The 20,548-nt window shown below is 73.0% G+C and carries 18 protein-coding genes and 1 rRNA gene; 2 read left to right on the forward strand and 17 right to left on the reverse strand.

The window, feature by feature from the left end:
* From ACIA5D_RS49135 to ACIA5D_RS49195, 13 genes are all read right to left on the reverse strand, one after another.
* Positions 1-597, reverse strand: coding sequence for an NUDIX domain-containing protein (locus ACIA5D_RS49135; protein WP_396037633.1), 597 nt, complete (start codon positions 595-597; stop codon positions 1-3).
* The gene (locus ACIA5D_RS49140) at positions 594-2,279 is read right to left on the reverse strand and encodes a CTP synthase (RefSeq protein WP_396037634.1); all 1,686 of its coding nucleotides are present in this window, start codon (positions 2,277-2,279) and stop codon (positions 594-596) included. Before ACIA5D_RS49140 ends, ACIA5D_RS49135 begins: the two co-directional genes overlap by 4 nt.
* 121 nt (positions 2,280-2,400) lie before the next feature.
* Positions 2,401-4,566, reverse strand: coding sequence for a hypothetical protein (locus ACIA5D_RS49145; protein WP_396037635.1), 2,166 nt, complete (start codon positions 4,564-4,566; stop codon positions 2,401-2,403).
* A complete protein-coding gene (locus tag ACIA5D_RS49150) occupies positions 4,563-5,669 on the reverse strand; it encodes a glycosyltransferase family 4 protein (protein ID WP_396037636.1) in 1,107 nt (368 codons plus the stop codon). Before ACIA5D_RS49150 ends, ACIA5D_RS49145 begins: the two co-directional genes overlap by 4 nt.
* A gap of 47 nt (positions 5,670-5,716) precedes the next feature.
* Positions 5,717-7,321 carry a murein biosynthesis integral membrane protein MurJ gene (gene murJ / locus ACIA5D_RS49155; RefSeq protein ID WP_396037637.1) on the reverse strand — a complete coding sequence of 535 codons (1,605 nt, stop codon included), beginning with the start codon at positions 7,319-7,321 and terminating at the stop codon, positions 5,717-5,719.
* The gene (locus tag ACIA5D_RS49160) at positions 7,279-8,097 is read right to left on the reverse strand and encodes a hypothetical protein (RefSeq protein ID WP_396037638.1); all 819 of its coding nucleotides are present in this window, start codon (positions 8,095-8,097) and stop codon (positions 7,279-7,281) included. The genes murJ and ACIA5D_RS49160 overlap by 43 nt, the downstream gene beginning before the upstream one ends.
* 25 nt (positions 8,098-8,122) lie before the next feature.
* Positions 8,123-9,049, reverse strand: coding sequence for a copper transporter (locus ACIA5D_RS49165; RefSeq protein ID WP_396037639.1), 927 nt, complete (start codon positions 9,047-9,049; stop codon positions 8,123-8,125).
* A gap of 19 nt (positions 9,050-9,068) precedes the next feature.
* Positions 9,069-10,247: a putative cytokinetic ring protein SteA gene (gene steA, locus ACIA5D_RS49170; RefSeq protein ID WP_396037640.1), complete on the reverse strand. Its 1,179-nt coding sequence runs from the start codon at positions 10,245-10,247 to the stop codon at positions 9,069-9,071.
* 202 nt (positions 10,248-10,449) lie between these two features.
* Positions 10,450-12,192 (reverse strand): DNA repair protein RecN, encoded by a 1,743-nt coding sequence (gene recN / locus ACIA5D_RS49175; protein ID WP_396037641.1) that lies wholly within the window; start codon positions 12,190-12,192, stop codon positions 10,450-10,452.
* Between the two features lie 52 nt (positions 12,193-12,244).
* The gene (locus ACIA5D_RS49180; protein WP_396037642.1) at positions 12,245-13,132 is read right to left on the reverse strand and encodes an NAD kinase; all 888 of its coding nucleotides are present in this window, start codon (positions 13,130-13,132) and stop codon (positions 12,245-12,247) included.
* Positions 13,129-14,010 (reverse strand): TlyA family RNA methyltransferase, encoded by an 882-nt coding sequence (locus ACIA5D_RS49185; RefSeq protein ID WP_396037643.1) that lies wholly within the window; start codon positions 14,008-14,010, stop codon positions 13,129-13,131. The genes ACIA5D_RS49180 and ACIA5D_RS49185 overlap by 4 nt, the downstream gene beginning before the upstream one ends.
* A gap of 4 nt (positions 14,011-14,014) precedes the next feature.
* Positions 14,015-14,233 carry a hypothetical protein gene (locus ACIA5D_RS49190; protein ID WP_396037644.1) on the reverse strand — a complete coding sequence of 73 codons (219 nt, stop codon included), beginning with the start codon at positions 14,231-14,233 and terminating at the stop codon, positions 14,015-14,017.
* A gap of 99 nt (positions 14,234-14,332) precedes the next feature.
* Entirely contained in the window at positions 14,333-15,205 is an 873-nt protein-coding gene (locus ACIA5D_RS49195) for a phasin family protein (protein ID WP_396037645.1), read from the reverse strand.
* A gap of 112 nt (positions 15,206-15,317) precedes the next feature.
* Here ACIA5D_RS49195 and ACIA5D_RS49200 point away from each other — a divergent pair, with 112 nt between their 5' ends.
* Entirely contained in the window at positions 15,318-15,653 is a 336-nt protein-coding gene (locus tag ACIA5D_RS49200; RefSeq protein WP_396037646.1) for an alkyl sulfatase C-terminal domain-containing protein, read from the forward strand.
* Here the strand turns inward: ACIA5D_RS49200 and ACIA5D_RS49205 are convergent.
* The 3 genes from ACIA5D_RS49205 to ACIA5D_RS49215 form a co-directional block, all read right to left on the reverse strand.
* Positions 15,631-16,254 (reverse strand): flavin reductase family protein, encoded by a 624-nt coding sequence (locus ACIA5D_RS49205; RefSeq protein WP_396037647.1) that lies wholly within the window; start codon positions 16,252-16,254, stop codon positions 15,631-15,633. The two genes, ACIA5D_RS49200 and ACIA5D_RS49205, sit on opposite strands and share 23 nt — an antisense overlap.
* A gap of 156 nt (positions 16,255-16,410) precedes the next feature.
* Positions 16,411-17,415: an HAD-IIA family hydrolase gene (locus tag ACIA5D_RS49210; protein WP_396037648.1), complete on the reverse strand. Its 1,005-nt coding sequence runs from the start codon at positions 17,413-17,415 to the stop codon at positions 16,411-16,413.
* Between the two features lie 56 nt (positions 17,416-17,471).
* Positions 17,472-18,485, reverse strand: a complete 1,014-nt coding sequence (locus tag ACIA5D_RS49215; RefSeq protein ID WP_396037649.1) for a hypothetical protein — start codon at positions 18,483-18,485, stop codon at positions 17,472-17,474.
* Here ACIA5D_RS49215 and ACIA5D_RS49220 point away from each other — a divergent pair.
* Positions 18,435-20,246, forward strand: a complete 1,812-nt coding sequence (locus ACIA5D_RS49220; RefSeq protein WP_396037650.1) for a hypothetical protein — start codon at positions 18,435-18,437, stop codon at positions 20,244-20,246. The genes ACIA5D_RS49215 and ACIA5D_RS49220 overlap by 51 nt on opposite strands.
* A 214-nt stretch (positions 20,247-20,460) precedes the next feature.
* Here ACIA5D_RS49220 and rrf read toward each other — a convergent pair.
* Positions 20,461-20,548: ribosomal RNA gene (gene rrf, locus ACIA5D_RS49225) — 5S ribosomal RNA — on the reverse strand; the annotation flags it as partial.

Here is a 20,548-nt window from a genome sequence, read left to right on the forward strand (position 1 = left end):
TCACGGCTCGGGCGTCTCCACCGGGCGCAGCGTTGCCCAGCCCTCGTCGCGGGCGCGGGCGGCCGCGAGGAGACCCCCGACCGCCGCGGCGTTGGTGATCTCGCCGCGGGAGATCATGGCGAGTGCCTCGTCGAGGTCGACCCAGGTGATCTCGAGGTCGGCCTCCTCGTCGGTGCGCACGTGCCGCTGCTCCGCGGGCACCTCGGAGAGGTCACGGGCCAGGAAGATCCGGATCTTCTCGTCGGTGAAGCCGGGCGACGTGTGCAGGTCGATCAGCAGGTCGTAGCGGCCGGCGTTGAGGTCGGCCTCCTCGGCCAGCTCGCGGGCCGCGCCGGTGACCAGGTTCTCGCCGGTCACGTCGCGCAGCCCGGCCGGCAGCTCCCACAGGTAGCCGCCGACGGCGTGCCGGTACTGACGGATCAGCACCACCCGGTCCATGTCGTCGATCGCCACGACGCCGACCGCGCTCTTGGCCTGCACCACGTCGCGGTTGACCGTGCCGCCGCCCGACATCGTGACCTGGTCGGAGACGACGTCGAAGATGGCGCCGTGGTAACGCGGCGTCCGCGACACCGTCTCGTGCGCGAACGCCGTCACGACGGGTCCACCGCGACCGGCAGCTCGTCCGCCTTCGCATACTCGACGGCGGCCCGGACCAGGCCGTCGAAGAGCGGGTGCGGCCGGGTCGGCCGCGACTTGAGTTCCGGGTGCGCCTGGGTCGCCACGAAGTACGGGTGCGCCGCCCGGTCCAGCTCGATGAACTCGACGAGCCGCCCGTCGGGGGACGTGCCCGAGAAGACCAGGCCGGCCTGGGACAGCTTCTCCCGGTAGTCGTTGTTGACCTCGTACCGGTGGCGGTGCCGCTCGGAGATCTCGGTGGCGCCGTAGACCTCGGCGACGATCGAGCCCTCGGTCAGCTCGGCCGGGTAGGCGCCGAGCCGCATCGTGCCGCCCAGGTCGCCCTTGCCGGCCACGATGTCCTCCTGGTCGGCCATCGTCGAGATCACCGGGTACGGCGCCCGCTCGTCGAACTCCAGCGAGTTCGCCCCCGCGAGCCCCGCCATGTTGCGGGCCGCGTCGATCGTCATGCACTGCAGGCCGAGGCAGAGGCCGAGAATCGGGATCTGGTGCTCCCGCGCGTACGTCGAGGTGTTGACCTTGCCCTCGATGCCGCGCACGCCGAACCCGCCGGGGATGACGATGCCGTCGACGCCCTTGAGGGCGGTGGCGGCGCCGGCCGTCGTCTCGCAGTCGTCGCTCGGCACCCAGCGGATCTGAATCTTGACATTGTTCGCGAAGCCGGCCGCGCGGATGGCCTCGCTCACCGACAGGTACGCGTCCGGCAGGTCGACGTACTTGCCGACCAGCGCGATCGTGATGGTGCGCTTCGGGTGGTGCACCCGGTGCAGCAGGTCGTCCCAGGTGTGCCAGTCGACGTCGCGGAACGACAGGCTCAGCCGGCGCACCACGTACGCGTCAAGGCCTTCCCGATGCAGCACCTTGGGGATGTCGTAGATGCTCGGCGCGTCGGGGCAGGCGATGACGGCCTCGCGGTCGACGTCGCAGTACAGCGCCAGCTTGTGCTTGAGCTTCTCGGGGATCTCCCGGTCGCTGCGGCAGATCAGCGCGTCCGGCTGGATACCGATGTTGCGCAGCGCCGCCACCGAGTGCTGGGTCGGCTTGGTCTTCAGCTCGCCCGAGGGCGCCAGGTAGGGCACCAGCGAGACGTGCAGGTAGAAGACGTGGTCGCGGCCGACCTCGTGGCGCACCTGGCGGATCGCCTCGAGGAACGGCAGCGATTCCATGTCGCCGACAGTGCCGCCGACCTCGGTGATCACGACGTCGGGGACCCGGCCGGACTCGTCCGGGTCGGCCATCGCGAAGATCCGGCTCTTGATCTCGTTGGTGATGTGCGGGATGACCTGGACGGTGTCGCCCAGGTATTCGCCGCGCCGCTCGCGCGCGATGACCGTCGAGTAGACCTGCCCGGTCGTCACGTTCGCCTTGCCCGAAAGCGCCCGGTCGAGGAACCGCTCGTAGTGGCCGACGTCGAGGTCGGTCTCGGCGCCGTCTTCCGTGACGAAGACCTCACCGTGCTGGAAGGGGTTCATCGTGCCGGGATCGACGTTGAGATAGGGGTCGAGCTTCTGCATGACGACCCGCAGTCCGCGCGCGGTCAGAAGATTGCCGAGGCTCGAGGCGGTGAGGCCTTTGCCCAGCGAGGAGGCGACGCCCCCGGTGACGAAGATGTGCCGCGTGTCGCGCACTGATGAAGCCAACGCCCGCTCCCGTGGGTTGTCTGTGGTCGGACATGCAGACCGGGGCTCACAGCCCCATCCACGGGAGTCCACCGTAACACCTGCGAACGCGGGCGCACGTTCGGGCTGCTCGCAGCGCGTGTCAGCGGGGCATTAAATGATCATGGTCCGTTTTGCGCAGCAGCGGGCCCCCGGGACCGTCGGTCTCGCCCTCGGGCCGCGTGCGGTCGGCGGCGTGCAGCAGCACCCGCAGCGTGGTGAGCACGGCGGCCGGCACCAGGAGCGCGGCGGCCGCCCCGGCGACCGTCAGCGCCGACCCGCCCAGCACCCCCGCGATCAGCGTGGCCACGGTCGTGCCCGCGAAGGCCGCGCGGATCGCCGGATGCAAGCCGAACAGGCGGTTCAGGCCGCCCCACGGGGAGAACTGGCAGAACGCGATCATCACGGCGCCGAGCACCGCGAGGACGGTCAGCGGGCTGCCCAGCAGCGTCTCGCCGTTCGCGGCGGCCATCCGCTGCAGGGCCGGGCCGGCGCTGCCGCTGGCGAGCTCGGAGAGGAACCGGCCGAGGCTGCCCTGCTCGAGCTCGGGGCGCCGCAGGTCGACCGCCGCGAACCCGATGGTCACCACGAGTCCGGCCAGCGCCGACCAGGCGAAGCGCGGGAAGGTCAGCCAGCCGCCGGTGCTCAGCGCCGCCGCCACGCACACGCCCGCGGTCACCGCGATCGCGCCGATCGGGTCGGCGCCCAGGTACGGGCTGCCCACCATCACCACGCCGAGGCCGCCGAGCACCACCACGACCAGCGGCCGGAACGGCTTGCGCACCCACTGGGCGAGGCAGCCGGCCAGCACGAGCAGGCCGGTCACGAAGACGCCGAGGCCGACGCCGCCGACGCCCGCGTACCGGGCGCCGTTGATCGCCGAGTACCCGGCCACGCCGTTGAGCTGGAGCTGGGCGCCGGTGATCAGGTCGAGGCCGACCACCACCGCCCCGAACGCGGCGACCGCGGTCAGCGGCCACAGGGTGCGCTTGTAGCGCGGGACGAGGCGGACCGCTGCGGTGCCGGCGATGATCAGCGCGCCGGTGACGATGCCGAAGATCCAGGCCGGGTGGGCGGCGCGCCACCAGGGCGAGGCGTCGGCGAGCAGCGCGGCCGGGATGGCCAGCGCGGCCGCGATCAGCGCGAGCTCCACCGCCCCGACCACCCGCGCCGACGGCAGCGCCGGACCCTTGGGACCGCTGTGCCGGCGCGCCCGCACCATCACCGGCACGATCACGGCGAACAGCACGAACTGCAGGATCGCCAGCACGGTGAAGAAGATCGTGGCGACGCCGCGCTGGGCGCCGGCCCGCCGGTCGGCGTTGTGGTCGCCCTGCACCGCCTGGGCGACGCTCACGGGCTTGCCCGGCACGATGCTGGCCGCCCGCCCGGCGAAGAGCTTCCCGGGCGACGACTTGCCGAGCGCGGTGAGGATCGTCGGGGCCAGGTCGATCAGCTGGAGGTAGCCGTCGCGGCCGGTGCCGGCCGAGGTGAGCCAGCCGCCGTCCCAGCCCTCGCCCTCGGCGATCGCCACGTGCAGCCGGGAGCCCTGGTCGGTGTCCGAGACGCCGGCGACCAGCAGCAGCGACCGGTCGGGACGGGCCGCGACGACCTTGGCCAGGGTGGCGTCGGCCTGCTCGACCAGCGCCGCGCGGGACGCGCCCGAGCCGGTGATGGTGCCGAGGTCGACGAAGCTGAGCACGCAGTCCGACAGCAGGCTCCGGGGATCGGCCGGCAGCTCGGCCTGGTACTTGTCGACCCGGCCGAAGGGGCGGGCCGCCGCGATGGCCGCGCCCGGCCCGACCGCGACCGTGCAGCGCACCGACTCGGCCAGCGCGCCCGGCACCGCGCCGTACGGCAGCCGGTCCTGGTTGTCCTGCACGACGTTGCGCTGATTGACGATGTTCGCGCCGATCGCGTCGGGCTGCTCGAGGTCGGGCCTCGGCGTCTCGCATCCGCCGGCCCCGGCCACCCTCGGGTACGCCGCGTAGTTGCCGGCGCCGAGCGTGACCCACCCGTCGGACGGACAGGTGACCCGCTGCGCCGAGCGCACCGACAGCCAGCCGATCGAGCCGTTGGACGCCTCCTGCCACAGCGCCGGGGTCCGCTGCGGGTCGAGGTCGTCCCAGCGCAGCCCGGCCGCCCCCGCGACGATCACGTAGTCGACCGTGCTCTGCGGCGCGCCGGCGGCCGGGCGCACGGCCAGACCACCGAGGCTCGCCCCGACCGCGAGCAGCACCAGGACGTACGGGATCCAGATGCGCCTCATACCCGGGCCGTGACTTCGGCGTACGCGGCCCGCACGGCGGCCACGGTGTCCTGCTCGGTCGGCCACGCCGCCGCCCGCGCCGGCCCGCGCCGCGCGTAATCGGCCCGCAGTTGCGGGTCGGCGAGCATCCGCCGGACGGCGTCGTCGAGCGCGTCCACGTCGCCGGGCGGTATCAGCAGCGCGGCGTCGCCGACCAGCCCGGGCACCCCACCCACGGCCGTGGCCACCAGCGGCGTGCCGGCGGTCAGCGCCTCCTGGGCGAACAGCTGCCGCGCCTCCCAATCGCTGGTGACCACCGCGAGGTCGGCGCCGCCGAGCAGATCGGGCACGTCGGGGCGGCGGCCGAGCAGGTGGAACGGCGCGTGCCGCTCGGAGGACTGCTGGGCGAGCGACATGTAGCTGGGCCCGGAGCCGGCCACCACGACAACCGGGGCCGGGGTGAGCTCGCGCCACCGGGCGGACGCGTCGATGAGCAGGTCGTAGCGCTTCTGCGGGTGCAGCCGCCCGACCGACAGGATCAGCGGGACGCCGGCCGCGAGCCGGAACTCGGCGCGTACGGCGGCGCGAGAGCGCTTGGGCGGGGCGAGCGTGGGGGCGGCGACCGCGCCGAGCCGGACGTTGCGCGCGCCGAGCACCCTGGCCCGGGCGACGAGATCGTCGGACGCGCCGAGGGTGAGCGTGGCGCTGCGGGCGACGACCCGCTCGACCAGCGCCGACGCCTGGCCGCGCAGGCCCTTGGCGAGCACGGAGTTGTGCCAGGTGACGATCAGCGGGACGCTCCCCCGGGCCAGCCCGGCGACCAGGCCGGCCCGCAGGCCGTGCGCGTGCACGACGTCGATCGGGCGGGAGGCGAGGACCCCGCGCAGCTTGCGGACCACGCCGGCGTCCGAGGCGCCCGGATTGGCGGGGATCTCCACGGCGACGAAGGTCACACCCTCGGCGGCGGAGAAGCCGAACAGGTCATCGGTGGCGGCCGGCCCACAGACCATGACCTCGCAGCCGGCCGCGGCCAGGCCGCGGGCCAGCGAGGCGACGTGCTGCCCGATGCCGCCGGTGCTCGAGGCGAGCAGGAGAGCCACCGAGCCGCGCCATCCGTCTTCCACGGAAGAAAACACCCCTTCTTCTCAGCCGCGCCGATCAACCGCGCCGATCAGCCGCGCCGCCGCAGCCGCGCGAACAGGCCGCCCACGGAACGCCGGTCGAGGACGAAAGCCACCGCGCCGAACACGGCCAGCACGGTGAGCCCGCCCAGCATGCCCTGCGCGAGGCTGCCGCCGACGGTCGGGTCGGCGCCGGCCAGGTGTCCGATTCCGGTCACTACGCCGAATCCAGCGAGCGCGGCCGCTCCGGCGGCAACGATACCGACGGTAGTCGCGCGGGCCAGCCCGGTCAGCGCCGCGGCGCCCGCGTGCCGGCGCACCGCGAGCACCAGCAACACGCCGAGGACCGTCATGCCCGCCGAGTTCGCGAGGCCCAGCCCGAGCACCTGGCGCTCGTCGCCGAGCCCGGCGAGGGCGAGCGCGGCCCCGGCGGCGACCAGCCAACCGGCCGCCGTGGCGACGGCGGCGGCGACGGTCGCGCCACGCGCGTACAACGCCCGGGAGAGCAGGGCAAACAGAGCGTAACCGAACAGGCCGGGGGCGAAGCCCGCGATGCCGGACGAGGCGGGGGCCGTGCCGACCAGGTACGCCGCTGGTCCGGCCAGCGCGGCGAGGGCGGCGGCGCCGAGCCCGGCCAGCAGTACCACCGACCGTGCGGCGCCGGACAGCGCCGTGCGGTAGGTGTCCTCGTCGCCGCGGCTCGCGGCCGCGGCCAGCGACGGGTAGACCGCGGTGGCCAGCGGCACGGCCAGGACCGCCCAGGGCAGCAGGAAGACGGTCTGCGCCGCGTTGTAGCGGGTGAGCGCGTTGCTGACCGCGAGCGCGATCACCACCACGGTCATCACCTGCTGGGAACCGACGGTCACCGCGCCCGCCCAGCCCAGCCGCACCGCCTGCCGGCCCTCGCCGCCGGGGAAGCGCAGGGTCGGCCGCAGCCGCAGGCGCAGCCGGCGCAGCGGGATCAGCAGGCACAGGGCCAGCACGACGACCCCGGCCGTGGTGCCGGCCGACAGGGCGAGCTCGCCGGTGCGGGTCAGCCCGGCGAAGTCGCTGTGGGCGCCGTCGATCACGGCGTACGAGAGGTAGGCGGCCATCACGGTCACGCTGGACAGCAGCGGCGCGATCACCGGCCAGGCGAACCGATGGTGGGCCTGGAGGATGCCGGTGAGCACGATGCCGATGCCGTAGAGCGGCAGCTGGGGCGCGAACACCCGCAGCATGCTCGCCGCGGTCGCCTGGTGCTCGGGGGTGACCTTGGGCAGCAGCCCGGCGATCGGGCCGGCGAGCAGGCCGACCAGCAGCGCGAGCGGCACCAGCAGCACGAGCACCCAGGTCAGCAGGGCGGAGGCGACCGCGTCGACCCGGCCTTTGTCGGCGGCCGCGACGTGCCCGGCCAGCAGCGGCACGACCAGGCTGGCCAGGGCGCCGCCCGCGACCAGCTCGAAGACGATGTTCGGGATCGTGTTGGCGGCGTTGTAGATGTTCGCGAGGCCGTCGTCGCCGACGGTGTGCAGGAAGACGAAGGTGCGGGCGAAGCCGGCGAGCCGGGCGACCACCGTGAGGACGGTGATGAGCGCCGCGGCCCCGGCGATCTTCGTAGCGGTCGTCGCCGTCACGCGGGACGGCGGCCGAGCTCGTCCAGCCTCCGCAGCCATGGCGTGTCCTGGATGACCTTGGTGTAGCTGACCTTCTCGCTCGCGGCCGTCAACGCCGCCAGAGCGGCCAGAGCGACAAACCGACCACCCATTCCCGTACGGGAGGTGAGCGCCACGCCGAGCAGCGCGCCCATCGCGTTCGCGCCCGCGTCGCCCAGCATGATCTCTTCGCCGAGGTCCTCGGGCAGCATGGCCGTGGCCGCGCCCAAGGTTCCGGCCGCCACTCCCCCGCCGATCGGCGCCCCGATCGCGACGCCGGCCTTGATCGCGCGGCCGGGGCGCAGGTCGAGCAGGTTGACGAAGTTCGCCATCCCCGCGATCACTCCCGCGCCAAGGAGCACATCGGCTGAACGTCCTAGGAGGCTAGTTCGTTTGCTGCCGATCAGGGCCGAGGCCGCGAGCCCGGCCGCGCCCACCCCGGCGATCTTGACGAGGCCACTGGTCACCCGGCCCTCGCGCAGCGCGCCCAGGTGACCGGCGAAGCCCTTCGCGGTCTTCTGCTCGGGCCGGTTGCCGACCATGTCGTCATACAGCCCCACGGATCCGGACACCATGCCGGCCGTCACGGCCGCGGCGGCCGTGCGGGCATTCCGGGCGCCCGCCGCCGCGCCGACGGTGGCGCCCGCCGCGAGCGCGGGGCCCCCGGCCAGCGAAACCGTGCGGCCGTGGAAATTCGTGCGCTCGAGCATTGCCGCGTACGTGGGGTCGCGACGGATCCAGCCGAGCGTGGCGCGGGCGACGGACGCGCCGACGCCGAACGACCTGAGAACTGCCATGGCTGCGAAGTCTAGAGACCGGCCGCTAGGACGCGACCTTCGGCACCAGCGAGGAGCCGCCGAGGCCGTACTGGCCGACCTTGTTCTGCACCATGCGCTCGGCGGTGACCATGGCGGTCGCCACCTGGCCCTGCGCGGTGCTCGCGTTGTCCACCGTGGAGATCTCCTTGACCAGCGTCGGGTCGCCGCGCACCAGGGAGATCGTGTTGCCGTCGCCGACACCGACGCCGGCCACCACGAGCGGCTTGACGGCGAACTGGGCCACCATGGTCAGCGCCGACTGGTTCTTCTTGGCCGCGTCCTTGTCGGTCGGCGGCTCGCCCGTGATGAAGACGGCCCCCTCCGCGCCGCCGGTGGCCTTGTCGTCGACCGCGAGATAACCCTGCTTCGTGTACGCCGTCAGCAGCGCGGCCACGTCGTCGGGGCTGGCCTGCACGGTGCCGACGCGCTGGAGCAGACCGAGGGCGAGCTGGGCGCTGGCCGTCTCGACGCCGTCGCTGTTGAGGGGCAGCCCCTCCATCTGGATCGTCGGCTGCGACGACTGCCCGGCGAGGTCGAGCAGCTCGTACGTGTTGGCGGGGTCGAAGAACTTGTCCTGCACGGTGACCTTGGCGGTGACCGTGGCCCCCGCGACCTTGAGCATCGCGATGACGCCGTCCGCGAACTCGGAGGTGTTCGGCAGCACCACCACGAGGATCTTGCGCCCGGCCAGCTGGTTGTTCAGGTACGACGGCGCGATCTGGGTCGCGAAGTCCTGACTGCGGTTCAGCTCCTCGCGATACTGGTTGATCTGATCGCGCTTGTTGCTGTTGTCCTTGTTCAGCGCGCTGATCTGATTCTTGAGGCTGTCGGCCACCGGCCCGTTGAGCGCGGCGGTGCCCACGACCAGGCCGATGGCCAGGGCCAGGAAGACCGCGGTGAGCGACACCACGTGGTACCGGAAGTTGATCACAACAAACGCCTCGGAAGTCTTAGAAGAGGTGGCCGAGCTGGAAGACCAGATTGTCCCACCACTCGGAAACCACGGTGAGGTACGCCTTGCCGATGGTGGAGACCGCCACCGCCGAGGCCATCGCGGCGACCGCCGAGAGCACCAGCAGCAGCAGCGCCGAGCCGGAGATGTTCTGCCGGTAGAGCCGGCTCACCCCCTTGGCGTCGACGAGCTTGCCGCCCACCTTGAGCCGGGTGAGGAACGTCGAGGCCATGCCGCCGCGGCCCTTGTCGAGGAACTCGACCAGGTTGGCGTGCGTGCCGACGGCGACGATGAGCGTGGCGCCCTTCTCGTCGGCGAGCAGCATCGCGAGGTCTTCGCTGGTGGCGGCGGCCGGGAAGGTCAGCGCCGGCACGTCGAGGTTGGCGACCCGCTCGAGGCCGGGGGCCCGGCCGTCGGGGTACGCGTGGACGACCACCTCGGCGCCGCAGCGCAGCACGTCGTCGGTGACCGAGTCCATGTCCCCGATGATCATGTCGGGGGTGTAGCCGTTCTCGACCAGCGCGTCGGCGCCGCCGTCGACGCCGATCAGGACCGGCTTGTACTCGTGGATGTACGGCCGCAGGACGTCGAGGTCGTCCTTGTAGTCGTAGCCGCGCACGACGATCAGCACGTGCCGGCCGGCGATGCGGGTCTGCACCTCGGGCACGCCGACGCCGTCGAGCAGCAGGTCGCGTTCCTGCTTGAGGTAGTCCATGGTGTTCGCGGCGAACGCCTCGAGCTGCACGGACAGGCCCTCGCGCGCGTCGGCCATCGCCGCGGACACGGTGTCGGAATCTTGCCGGACCCCGCTGGCGACCGGCTCACCGGCCAGCAGCACGGTGTCGTTCTCGATGGAGACCAGGTCGCCCTCGTGCAGCCGCTCGAACACCTCCTCGCCGAGGTCGTCGACGAGCAGCACGCCGTTCTTGATCAGAACCTCGGGGCCGAGGTTGGGGTACCGGCCCGAGATCGAGGGCTTGGCGTTGAGCACGGCGGCCACCCCGGACGCGACCAGAGCGTCGGCCGCGACCCGGTCGATGTCGACGTGGTCGATCACGGCGATGTCGCCCGGGCGCAGCCGTCCGGTGAGCCGCTTGGTGCGGCGGTCGAGGCGCGCGGTGCCGGTCACCGCCTCAGGGTCGAGGCTCCGGGCACGGCGCAAGGTGGGAAGTCGCATCCCGGCCATCCTGACATGCCGGATCACACGCCTGGCACGCGACATGCGCGATCTCACCCACAAATAGGGCAAAGCGGCCCCACTAGTTCTTGTCGCAATGATGCCACGAGCGCGCCCGCTCGATCAGCCCCTTTTCGCGCGGCGCACGTCATCCCCCCTTTTCGCGCGGCGCACGTCATCCCCCCTTTTCGCGCTGCTCCCGTCATGCCCTCTTCTCGCGCGCCGCTACGGCCAGCAGCTCCTCGGCGTGCGCGATGCCCAGATCGGAGTCGGGCAGACCGGCCAGCATGCGGGCGAGCTCGCGCGCCCGCTCGGTTTCCTCCACGATGCGCACGCCGCTGGTCGTGATCGCGCCGCCGGTGTCCTTGGCCACCACGAGGTGGCGGTCGGCGAACGCGGCCACCTGCGGCAGGTGGGTGACGACGAGAACCTGGTGGGCGCGGGCGAGCCGGGCCAGTCGCTTGCCGATCTCGACCGCCGCGGTGCCGCCCACGCCGGCGTCGACCTCGTCGAAGACCAGGGTCGGCGGGCCGCCCGCGCCCGCGAAGACCACCTCGATCGCGAGCATCACCCGGGACAGCTCGCCGCCGGACGCGCCCTTCTGCAGCGGCAGCGACGGCGCGCCCGGGTGGGCCAGCAGCCGCAGCTCGACCTCGTCGGCGCCGTCGGGCCCCACGGCGAGGCCCTCGATGGCCGGCTCGTCCTTGACGGCCCGGGGAATCACGGCCACCTCGACACGGGCGTGCGGCATCGCGAGGCCGGCCAGCTCGACGCTGACCGCCTCGGAGAAGCGGCCGGCCGCCTCGGCCCGCGCCGCGGTCAGCCGCTGCGCGAGCTCGCCGACCTGCGCGGCCAGCCGCTGCCGCTCCTTGTCGAGCTCCTCGAGGAGCTCGTCGGAGGTGTCGAGGACGGCGAGGCGCGAACGGGCGTTCTCGGCCCAGGCGATCACACCGTCGACGTCGTCGGCGTACTTGCGGGTCAGCGCACGCAGCTCGGCCCGCCGCTCGTAGATCTGCTCGAGGCGGGCCGGGTCGGCGTCGAGCGAGCTCAGGTAGGCCGACAGCTCGGACGCGACGTCGCCGACCAGGGTGGCCGCTTCCTCGAGCCGGGCGGCGAGGTCGGACAGCGACGGGTCGACCGAGGACTGCGCCTCGAGCGTGCGGCGGGCCAGCCCGAGCAGTTGGGTCGCGTCGGGGGCGTCGTCGGCCACCTCGACGCCGGAGGCGAGCGCCTGGGCGGCCGTGGCCGCGGCCACCCGCAGGCCCTCGGCGTGCTCGAGCCGCTGCACCTCGGCGCGCAGCTCGTCGTCTTCGCCGGTCTGCGGGTCGACCCGGGTGATCTCGTCGAGGCCGAGCTTGAGGAGGTCGGCCTCCTGCGAGCGGGCGCGGGCGTTGCGCCGCCGGTCGGCCAGGTCGTCGACGACCGCGCGCCAGCGGGCGAACGCCTCGCGATAGGTCTCGAGGAGCTTCTCGTGCTCGGGGCCGGCGAACCGGTCGAGGGCGCCGCGCTGCTCGGCCGGGCGCAGCAGGCGCAACTGGTCGGACTGGCCGTGCACGGCGAGGACCTGCTCGCCGACCTCGGCCAGCATCGAGACCGGCATGCTGCGGCCGCCGACGTGGGCGCGGGAACGCCCCTCGATCGACAGGGTGCGGCTGAGCAGCACCGAGCCGTCGTCGTCGACCTCGGCGCCGGCCTCGGTGATGCGCGTCTGCACCGCGGCGGCCAGCGCGCCCGACAGGCGCAGGCGGCCCTCGATGACCGCGCGGCCCGGGTCGGCCCGCACCCGCCCGGCGTCGGCCCGGCCGCCGAAGAGCAGGCCGAGGCCGGTCACGACCATCGTCTTACCCGCACCGGTCTCACCGGTGATGACGTTCATGCCCGACGTCAGCTTCAGCGTCGTGTCGTCGATGACGCCGAGACCGGTGATCCGCAACTCCTCCAGCACACGGCAGACAGTAACGGGGCCCACCGACAATTGCCCACCGCGGTTCCCACGATCAGCGTCGATTACCCCGCCATCCTTCGACAGGTAGCGCGAACTTCGCCACCAAGACATCCGTGAACGGCTTCGGAGCGAGACGCACCAGGCGTACGGGAAGCTGCCCGCGCTCCACCGTGACCTTCGCGCCGGGCGGAAGGTCCCACGTGCGGCGGCCGTCGCAGCAGAGCACCGCGAACGACGTGTACGGGTCGACGGTCACCACGAACGACGAGGTCGGCGCCGTCACCAGGGGCTTGGAGAACAGGGCGTGCGCACTGATCGGTACCAGCAGCAGCGCCTCCACCTCGGGCCACACCACCGGGCCGCCGGCCGAGAACGCGTACGCGGTGGAGCCGGTCGGGGTGGCGCACACCACGCCGTCGCAGCCGTACCGCGCGAGGGGCCGGCCGTCCACGTCGACCAGAAGCTCGAGCATCTGCGCCCGCTGCCCCTTCTCGACGCTGACCTCGTTGAGCGCCCACGACTCGGCGATGACCCGGCCGCCGTACTCGGCGCGGACGTCCAGCGTGAGCCGCTCGTCCACCTTGTACGTGCCGTCGACGACCTCCTTGACGGCCTGGTCGATGTCGCTGACCTCGGCCTCGGCCAGGAAGCCGACCTTGCCCAGGTTGATGCCGAGCAGCGGCGCCTTCACCGGGCGGGCGAGCTCGGCCGCGCGCAGGAACGTGCCGTCCCCGCCGAGCGCCAGCACGATCTCGGCGCCCTCGGCCGCCTCCGGCCCGGTGACCGGCGTGACCTCGGCCGGCAGGTCGAGGTCGGCGACCTCCTCGGCCACCACGCGCACCTCGAAGCCGGCCTCGAGCAGGTCGCGCGCGACGGCCGTGGCGTGCTGCGTGCTCTGGCGCCGCCCGGTGTGGGTGACCAGCAGGGCCGACCGCGTCATTCGTCCTCCATCCGACGTGCCGGGGATTCCGCCCCGCCGGGCGCCCCGTCGATCTCCGGCGCGCCAGAAGCTACCTCCCCGGACGGTCCCGCGGCGACCACTCTTTCGATCTCCGCGCGATCGGCCGCGGGCGCGTCGCGGCGGAACCAGACGAAGAACTCGACGTTCCCGCTCGGCCCCGGCAGCGGGCTCGCGGTCACGCCGGCCACGCCCAGGCCCAGCCCGGCCGCGGCCGCGGTCACGTCCAGCACGGCCTCGGCACGCAGCCGCCAGTCGCGTACGACGCCCCCCGCGCCCACCCTCTCCTTACCCACCTCGAACTGTGGCTTCACCATCAGCGCGAGGTCGCCGCCGGCGCGGGTGCATTCGGCCAGCGCGGGCAGCACCAGCCGCAGCGAGATGAACGAGAGATCGGCCACGGTCAGGTCGACCTGCCCGTCGATGATCTCGGGGGTCAGCATGCGCACGTTGGTGCGCTCGAGGACCACGACCCGCTCGTCGGTGCGGATCGGCCACGCGAGCTGCCCGTAGCCGACGTCGACCGCGACCACCTGCGCGGCGCCGGCGCGCAGCAGCACGTCGGTGAAGCCGCCGGTGGAGGCGCCCGCGTCGAGGCAGCGCCGGCCCTCGACGACCAGGCCACTGAACGCCTGCAACGCCCCGGCCAGCTTGTGGCCGCCGCGGGAGACGTACTCGGTGGCCGGGTCCTCGCCGGTCACCAGCAGCGGGTCGGCCGGATCGACCATCGCGGCGACCTTGCGGGCCACCGTGCCGTGCACCTGGACCCGGCCGGCCTCGACCAGCTGCGCGGCCTGTTCCCGGGACCGGGCCAGCTTCCGGCGCACCAGCTCGGCGTCGAGCCGGGCACGACGAGCCATCCGCTCAGCCCTCGATGCTCGAGAGGGTCTCCTGGAGCACCTGGTGCGCGGCCTCGTACGCGGCGATCTGCTCGCCGGGCGTCAGCTGCGCGGCGTTGGCGAGCGAGCGCAGCACGGCGTCCACGACCGGGTGCCCGGTCTCCTCGACGATCCGGCGCTCGGCGGCGGCCGGCTCGGCGTACCCCGGATGCTGCGGATGCTGCGGCTGCGCAGGCTGAGGCACGGGCCGGAACCCATCGCCGGGCGGAGGCCCGGGCCGGAAGCCGCCGGGAGGCGGACCCGGACGAGGGCCCGGCTGCGGGTTGTACGGGAAGGTCATGGACTAATTCTCCGGCTCGGTGCTCGGCGCCGCCTTCTTCGCCGGCGTGGTCCTCTTCGCGGGCGCGCTCTTGGCCGCCTTCTTGGCCGGCGCGTTCTTGGCGGCCGGTGAGCCGGCCGCCTCGGCAAGCACGGCGGATTCGGCCGGCGAAAGCGCTTCGGCGATCGGCGCGGTGAGCGGCTCGGGCGCCGGGGAAACCTCGGGCGCCGCCTTCTTCACCGCCTTCTTGGCGACCGTCTTCTTCGCCACCGTTTTCACCGGCGCCTTCTTCACGGGCGCCGAAGCCGGTGAAACCGAGGCCGGGGCGGGTGCCGAGGCGCCCGCATTGCCCACCGACCCGGCCGGCGTCGTTCCCGCCGTCGGCATCGCGTTGGGCGTCGCCTTCACGGCCTTGCTCGCCACCGCCTTGCTCGCCACCGCCTTGCTCGCCACCGCCTTCTTGGCCACCGCCTTCTTGGCCACCGCCTTCTTGGCCACCGCCTTCTTGGCCACCTTCTTGGGCAGCGGCGCCGGCCTCTCCAGCTGCGTCCCGCCGATCCCGGCCTCGGGCGCGCCACCGTCCTGAACGCCGTGCGACTGCGCGTCCTTGAGCTGCTTCTCGAGGTCGCGCACCCGCGTGTTCAGCTCGGTGACCTCCTCGGCCGTGGCCAGCCCGACCACGCCGAGTGCCCGGTCCACCTCGTACCGCACGATGTTGGTCAGCGCCTCGCGGTTGGCCATGCCGGCCTGCAACAGGTCGTCGACCAGTCCTTGCAGCTGGGCGGCGGTCGCACCGCCCCGGTTGACCAGATCGCCCACCGCCCTCTGGGCACGCTTACGCGGTGTCTCGGTCAGTCCGAGCGCCATCTCCAGATACGCCCGCCATGCGTCCGGCATGATTCTCGCTCCTCTCGGGGCTCACGTCGGGTGTCACGCTACCGGGCGGTTCGCATGCGATCGTGAGGTACGGTGCGCAATTGCGAGCGGTGTCGCAACAAAGGGGTGTTGGATGGCCACGGTGGACGAATGCCGGACGGCTCTGGAAGGCCTGGCCGCAAAGCTGGCGGCGAACGCGGACGCGCAGGGCAAGCTCGATTTCGAGCGTACGCTCGCGTGCCGTGTTCCCGACCTGGCGACCGCGTTCCGTGCCCGGCTCAGCGGCGGCCGGCTGCTCGACATCGAAGACGGCGACGACTCGAAGGCCAAGATCGCTCTGACGGCGAAGAGCGATGACCTGGTCGCGCTGCTGACCGGCAAGCTCGACGTCACCCGCGCGATCGCGTCCCGTCAGATCTCCATCAAGGCGAACCCGTTCGACCTGCTCAAGTTGCGGAAGCTGTGGTAGGCATCTGCCAGGCCTCCGCGAGCCGGGACGGGTAGACGTTGATGCCGCCGCCGAAGAAGTCGCAGAACTTCATGATCAGCGGATCCCACCGCAGCGGGTCGATGTGCGACGTGCCCGGAATGACCAGTTCTTCCGCGACGTGGGTCCGCAGAACGGTCACCTCGTACCCGTGGGCGCTCGGGCCGAACGGGTGCACCGCCTGCACCCGGCACTCCATCTGAATCGGGCACTCCCTCACCCGCGGCGGCGCCACCAGCGAAGACTCCTGGGGCGTCAGCCCGCCGAGCGCGAACTTGTCAGCCACGTACCGATAGCCCTGCTTCTGCTTGTAATCGGTGATCTCCCGCTTGCCGGTGGTCAGCGCGATCCGGTCGACGGCGTCGACCATGATCGACGAGGGCAGGTTGAGCACGCACTCGCCGTGCCGCTGGAGGTTGGCCGCGGTCTGACTGTTGGCGCCCATGCCGAGCATCGCGGACTGCCCGAGCCACCACGCCGAGGACATCGGCGCGAGGTTCGCGGTGCCGTCCGGGTTGAGCGTGCTGACCAGCACGACGGGGGTGCCGAAGTAGAGGACCTTGAGTCCGGGTACCAGATGCATACCTCGATGCTCGCCCCCGCGACCCCACGAAGCTGGCGGGAATCGGACCTCTCGATCGACGGGTCAGCGCCCGGCGGCCAACTGGTCGAGCCCGGCGGAGGGCATACCTCTGATCATCAACGCAACCGGCTTCGCCGCCGAGAATCGAAACTTCTGCTACAGACCCCAGTTCTCGAGGAGAGTGGCCGCCGCCGGGGAAACTGCCTCCAGCGCCTCCACCGGGACGCCGTCCCACGTCGCCCCGCAGGTCAGCCGCAGCGCCGTGATCGGGTCGCCGTCGCCGTCCAGCGCCGCGCGGTCGCCCGTACGGGTCAGGCGCCACCCACCGGCCGCGTCGAGCCGCAACGGCAGGCGCAGGTCCTCGGCCGGCCGGAACAGCCCGCTCAGGTCGGCGGCCACGAACGTCGGCCGCCGCTCGGGCGGGGCCGCCAGCAGCTCGGCCGGGCCGCTCACGCCGGTGAGCACCAGCAGGCTGTCCATGCCGGCGCCGACCGCGCCCTGGATGTCGGTGTCGAGCCGGTCCCCGACCACGAGCGGATGCTGGGCGCCGGAGAGCGACGCCGCGGTGGTGAACAACGCCGGCTCCGGCTTGCCCACGATCACGTCGGGCTCCCGGCCCAGCGCGGTGCGCAGCACGGCCACGAGCGAGCCGTTGCCCGGCAGCGGGCCGCGCGGGCTGGGCAGCGTGCGGTCGGTGTTGGTGGCCACCCAGGTGGCGCCGGCCCGAACGGACAGCGCCGCCTCGGCGAGGATCCGCCAGCCGACCTCGGGGCCGTAGCCCTGCACGACGGCGGCCGGCTTGTCCTCGAACGAGAACACCGGCGTCAGCCCGACGTCACGCACCTCGGCCACCAGCGCGTCCGCGCCGACCACCAGCACGGGCGCGCCCGCCGGCAGCCGCGACGCGAGCACAGCGGCCGCCGCGCCGGCCGAGTTGAGCACCTCGTCCGGCTTCGCCGGAACACCCATCCCGGTGAGCAGCGAGGCGACGTCGGCCGCCCGGCGGGAGGCGTTGTTGGTCGCGTACGCCACGGCGATCCCGTCGCCGCGCAGCCGCTCCACCGCCTCCGCGGCCCCCGGGATCGGCTTGTCGATCAGGTAGACGACCCCATCCAGGTCGAAGATGACCAGGTCGTAGCCGCCCGCCAGCCCGTCACTCACGCGCTTTCGCCCCTCGCCTCGCCCGCTCGTCGGTCGTCACCCGGCCCGCGTCGCCCCTACTTGTCGGCCTTGCCCGTGCCCTCGTCGCCCGAGTCCTCGCCGTTCAGCTCGGCCCCGCGCTCGTCGGCACCGGTCTTGTCGGACCCGGTCTCCTCGGCCCGGTCCTCGTCGGTCCCGGTCTCGTCGGTCCCGGTCTCGTCGGCCTTGGCCTTCGCCTCGACGTCGTCCTCGAACGCGGCGATCGCCTCGTCCTCTTCGTCGCCTTCTTCGAGGTCGTCCTCCACCTCGTCCAAGTCGTCGTCCTCGTCGTCCGGCAGTCCGGCACCGCGAGCCTCGAGCCCGTCAGCGTCCTCGTCTTCTTCGTCGAGGTCGTCGTCCTCGTCCTCGTCCTCGTCGAAGTCGTCGTCCTCGTCGCGGAGGTCGTCGCGGTCGTCCTCGTCGCGCTCGTCCTGGGCGCGGTCGTCCTGGGCGCGCTCGTCGGCGTCCTCGTCGGCGTCGTCCTCGTCTTCCTCGAGGGTGATGCCGTCGAGCTCGAGCAGCCGCTCGGTCGCGTCGGTGAGCTGGTCCTCGTCGACGGCCGCGGCCCGGCTGAACCACTCCCGCGCCTCGTCCCGCCGCCCGGCCGCGAGCAGCGCGTCGGCGTACGCGTAGCGCAGCCGCGCCGCCCACTCGGCGTCGTCGTCCTGGGTCAGCTCCCGCACCTGCAGCATCGCCACGGCCGCGTCGTGCTGGCCGAGATCGCCGCGCGCGCCGGCCGCCACGATCAGCAGCTCGATCGCGCCCGACTTGTCCAGCGCCTCCATGTCGGCGCCGCGATAGAGGTCGATCGCCCGCTCCGGCCGGCCGAGGGCCCGCTCGCTGTCGGCGATCTCGGCGAGGTGCGTCTGGCGCCCGGTCATCCGGTGGTACGTGCGCAGCTCGGCGATCGCTGTGGTCCAGTCGCCCGCCGCGTACGCGGCGAGCCCGACCGCCTCCCGCACGACCGCGATCCGCGACGCGAGCCGCCGGGCTGCGATCGCGTGCTGCAGAGCGAGCTCGGAGTCTTCGTCGATGATCTGCCCGGCCGCCACGAGGTGCCGCGCGACCCTGTCCGCGATGTCGCGCGCAAGCGACAACAGCTCGGACCGGACCTCCTTGTCGAGGTCGCCGGCGACGATCTCCTCAGGAATCTCCGGCGCCTTGAACGCGGCCTGCTCCTCGCCGCGAGCCTCTTCGACCCGATCCTGGTCGCTGCGGAACCCACGCCGCTCCTGGTCCCGCTCACCACCGAACCCGCCCCGGTCGTCCCGACGGTCACGGTCGCCGCCACCCTGGTAACCACCACGGTCGCGGTCACCACCGCGGTACCCGCCGCGGTCGCCCTGCGGCCGGTCACGGTCCCGGTAGCCACCGCTCTGCGGCCGGTCACCGCGGAACCCGCCGCGGTCCCGGTCGCCGCCACCCTGGTAGCCGCCCCGGTCCCGATCGCTCCGGAAGCCGCCCTGGGCGCTCCCACGGTCACGGTCACCGCCGCGGAAGCCCTCGCCCTGCGGCCGATCCCGGTAGCCGCCACCCTGCGGCCGGTCTCCACCCTGGAACCCGCCGCTACGGCCGGCCGGCCGATCCCGGTCCCCGCCACGGAAGCCACCCCGGTCGTCCCGGACGCCCCCGCGGTCGCGGTCGCCCCCGCGGAACCCGCCACGGTCGCCCTGCGGCCGATCCCGGTCCCGGTAGCCACCGCTCTGCGGCCGGTCGCCGCCACGATCGCCGCCGGCCTGGTAGCCGCTGCGCTCCCGGTCGCCCCGGTAGCCACCGCTCTGCGGCCGGTCGCCGCCACGGAATCCGCCGCGGTCGCCACCACCCTGATATCCGCCACGGTCGCCGCCACCCCGGTAGCCACCGCGGTCGCCGCCACCCTGGTAACCACCACGGTCACGATCGGCGCCACGGAACCCACCGCGGTCGCCGCCGCTCTGGGAGCCCGCACGGTCACCACCGCGATACCCACCACGGTCGCCGCCGCCCTGGGAGCTCGCACCACCGCGATACCCGCCACGGTCGCCGCCCTGGTAACCACCGCGGTCGCCGCCACCCTGGTAACCACCACGGTCACGATCGCCGCCACGGAACCCACCGCGGTCGCCACTGCCCTGGGAGCCCGCACGGTCACCACCGCGATACCCGCCACGGTCGCCGCCGCTCTGGGAGCCGGCACCACCGCGATACCCACCACGGTCGCCACCGCTCTGGGAGCCGGCACCACCGCGATAGCCGCCACGGTCGCCGCCACCCTGGTAACCACCACGGTCACGATCGCCACCGCGGAACCCACCGCGGTCGCCGCCACCCTGGTAACCGGCGCGGTCGCGGGAGCCACCGCTCTGCGGCCGGTCCGACCGGAACCCGCCACGGTCGCCACCACCCTGGGAGCCCGCACCACCGCGATAGCCGCCACGGTCGCCGTCACCCTGGTAACCACCACGGTCACGGTCACCGCCACGGAACCCACCGCGGTCGCCACCACCCTGGGAGCCCGCACGGTCACCACCGCGATACCCACCACGATCGCCGCCACCCTGGGAGCCCGCACCACCGCGATAACCGCCACGGTCGCCGCCACCCTGGTAACCACCACGGTCACGATCGCCACCGCGGTAGCCGCCACCCTGGGAGCTCCCACGGTCACGGTCGCCGCCGCGGTATCCGCCCTGCGGCCGGTCGCGGTCGCCGCGGTACCCACCGCGGTCGCCGCCGCTCTGGGAGCCACCCCGGTCGCCGCTGCCGCCGCGGTAACCGCCGCGGTCCCGGTCGCCACCACGGTCACGGTCGCCGGAGGATCGTCCGCCGCGTGAGTGCTCGCCGTCCTGACCTCGGGCTGGCCGGCGCTCGTCGTCGCGGTTGCTGGAGCCGCCGTCGTGCGGTCCTGTAGTCACGGATCAATCCTTCCGATACGGCGGCCCAGTCGTCGCGGGGCTTGGCCTCAACACTCAAAGTTACTAGGGCCTGAACGCACAAACGCAGACGAGGGCCGACCCCGTCCGGGGTGGCCCTCGTCTGTCACGTTGAGTCCGGCGGCGTCCTACTCTCCCACACCCTCCCGAGTGCAGTACCATCGGCGCTGGAGGGCTTAGCTTCCGGGTTCGGAATGAGACCG

Origin of the sequence: Actinoplanes sp. NPDC051513, assembly GCF_044454685.1 — a bacterium.
In the GTDB taxonomy this organism is placed as follows: domain Bacteria; phylum Actinomycetota; class Actinomycetes; order Mycobacteriales; family Micromonosporaceae; genus Actinoplanes.

Coding starts and splice junctions, on each gene's coding strand:
- ACIA5D_RS49145 (WP_396037635.1), bottom strand. CDS start 4,566: ATGAGGCGCATCTGGATCCCGTACGTCCTGGTGCTGCTCGCGGTCGGG.
- murJ (WP_396037637.1), bottom strand. CDS start 7,321: ATGGCTGCGGAGGCTGGACGAGCTCGGCCGCCGTCCCGCGTGACGGCG.
- ACIA5D_RS49160 (WP_396037638.1), bottom strand. CDS start 8,097: ATGGCAGTTCTCAGGTCGTTCGGCGTCGGCGCGTCCGTCGCCCGCGCC.
- steA (WP_396037640.1), bottom strand. CDS start 10,247: ATGCGACTTCCCACCTTGCGCCGTGCCCGGAGCCTCGACCCTGAGGCG.
- ACIA5D_RS49180 (WP_396037642.1), bottom strand. CDS start 13,132: ATGACGCGGTCGGCCCTGCTGGTCACCCACACCGGGCGGCGCCAGAGC.
- ACIA5D_RS49185 (WP_396037643.1), bottom strand. CDS start 14,010: ATGGCTCGTCGTGCCCGGCTCGACGCCGAGCTGGTGCGCCGGAAGCTG.
- ACIA5D_RS49195 (WP_396037645.1), bottom strand. CDS start 15,205: ATGCCGGACGCATGGCGGGCGTATCTGGAGATGGCGCTCGGACTGACC.
- ACIA5D_RS49200 (WP_396037646.1), top strand. CDS start 15,318: ATGGCCACGGTGGACGAATGCCGGACGGCTCTGGAAGGCCTGGCCGCA.
- ACIA5D_RS49205 (WP_396037647.1), bottom strand. CDS start 16,254: ATGCATCTGGTACCCGGACTCAAGGTCCTCTACTTCGGCACCCCCGTC.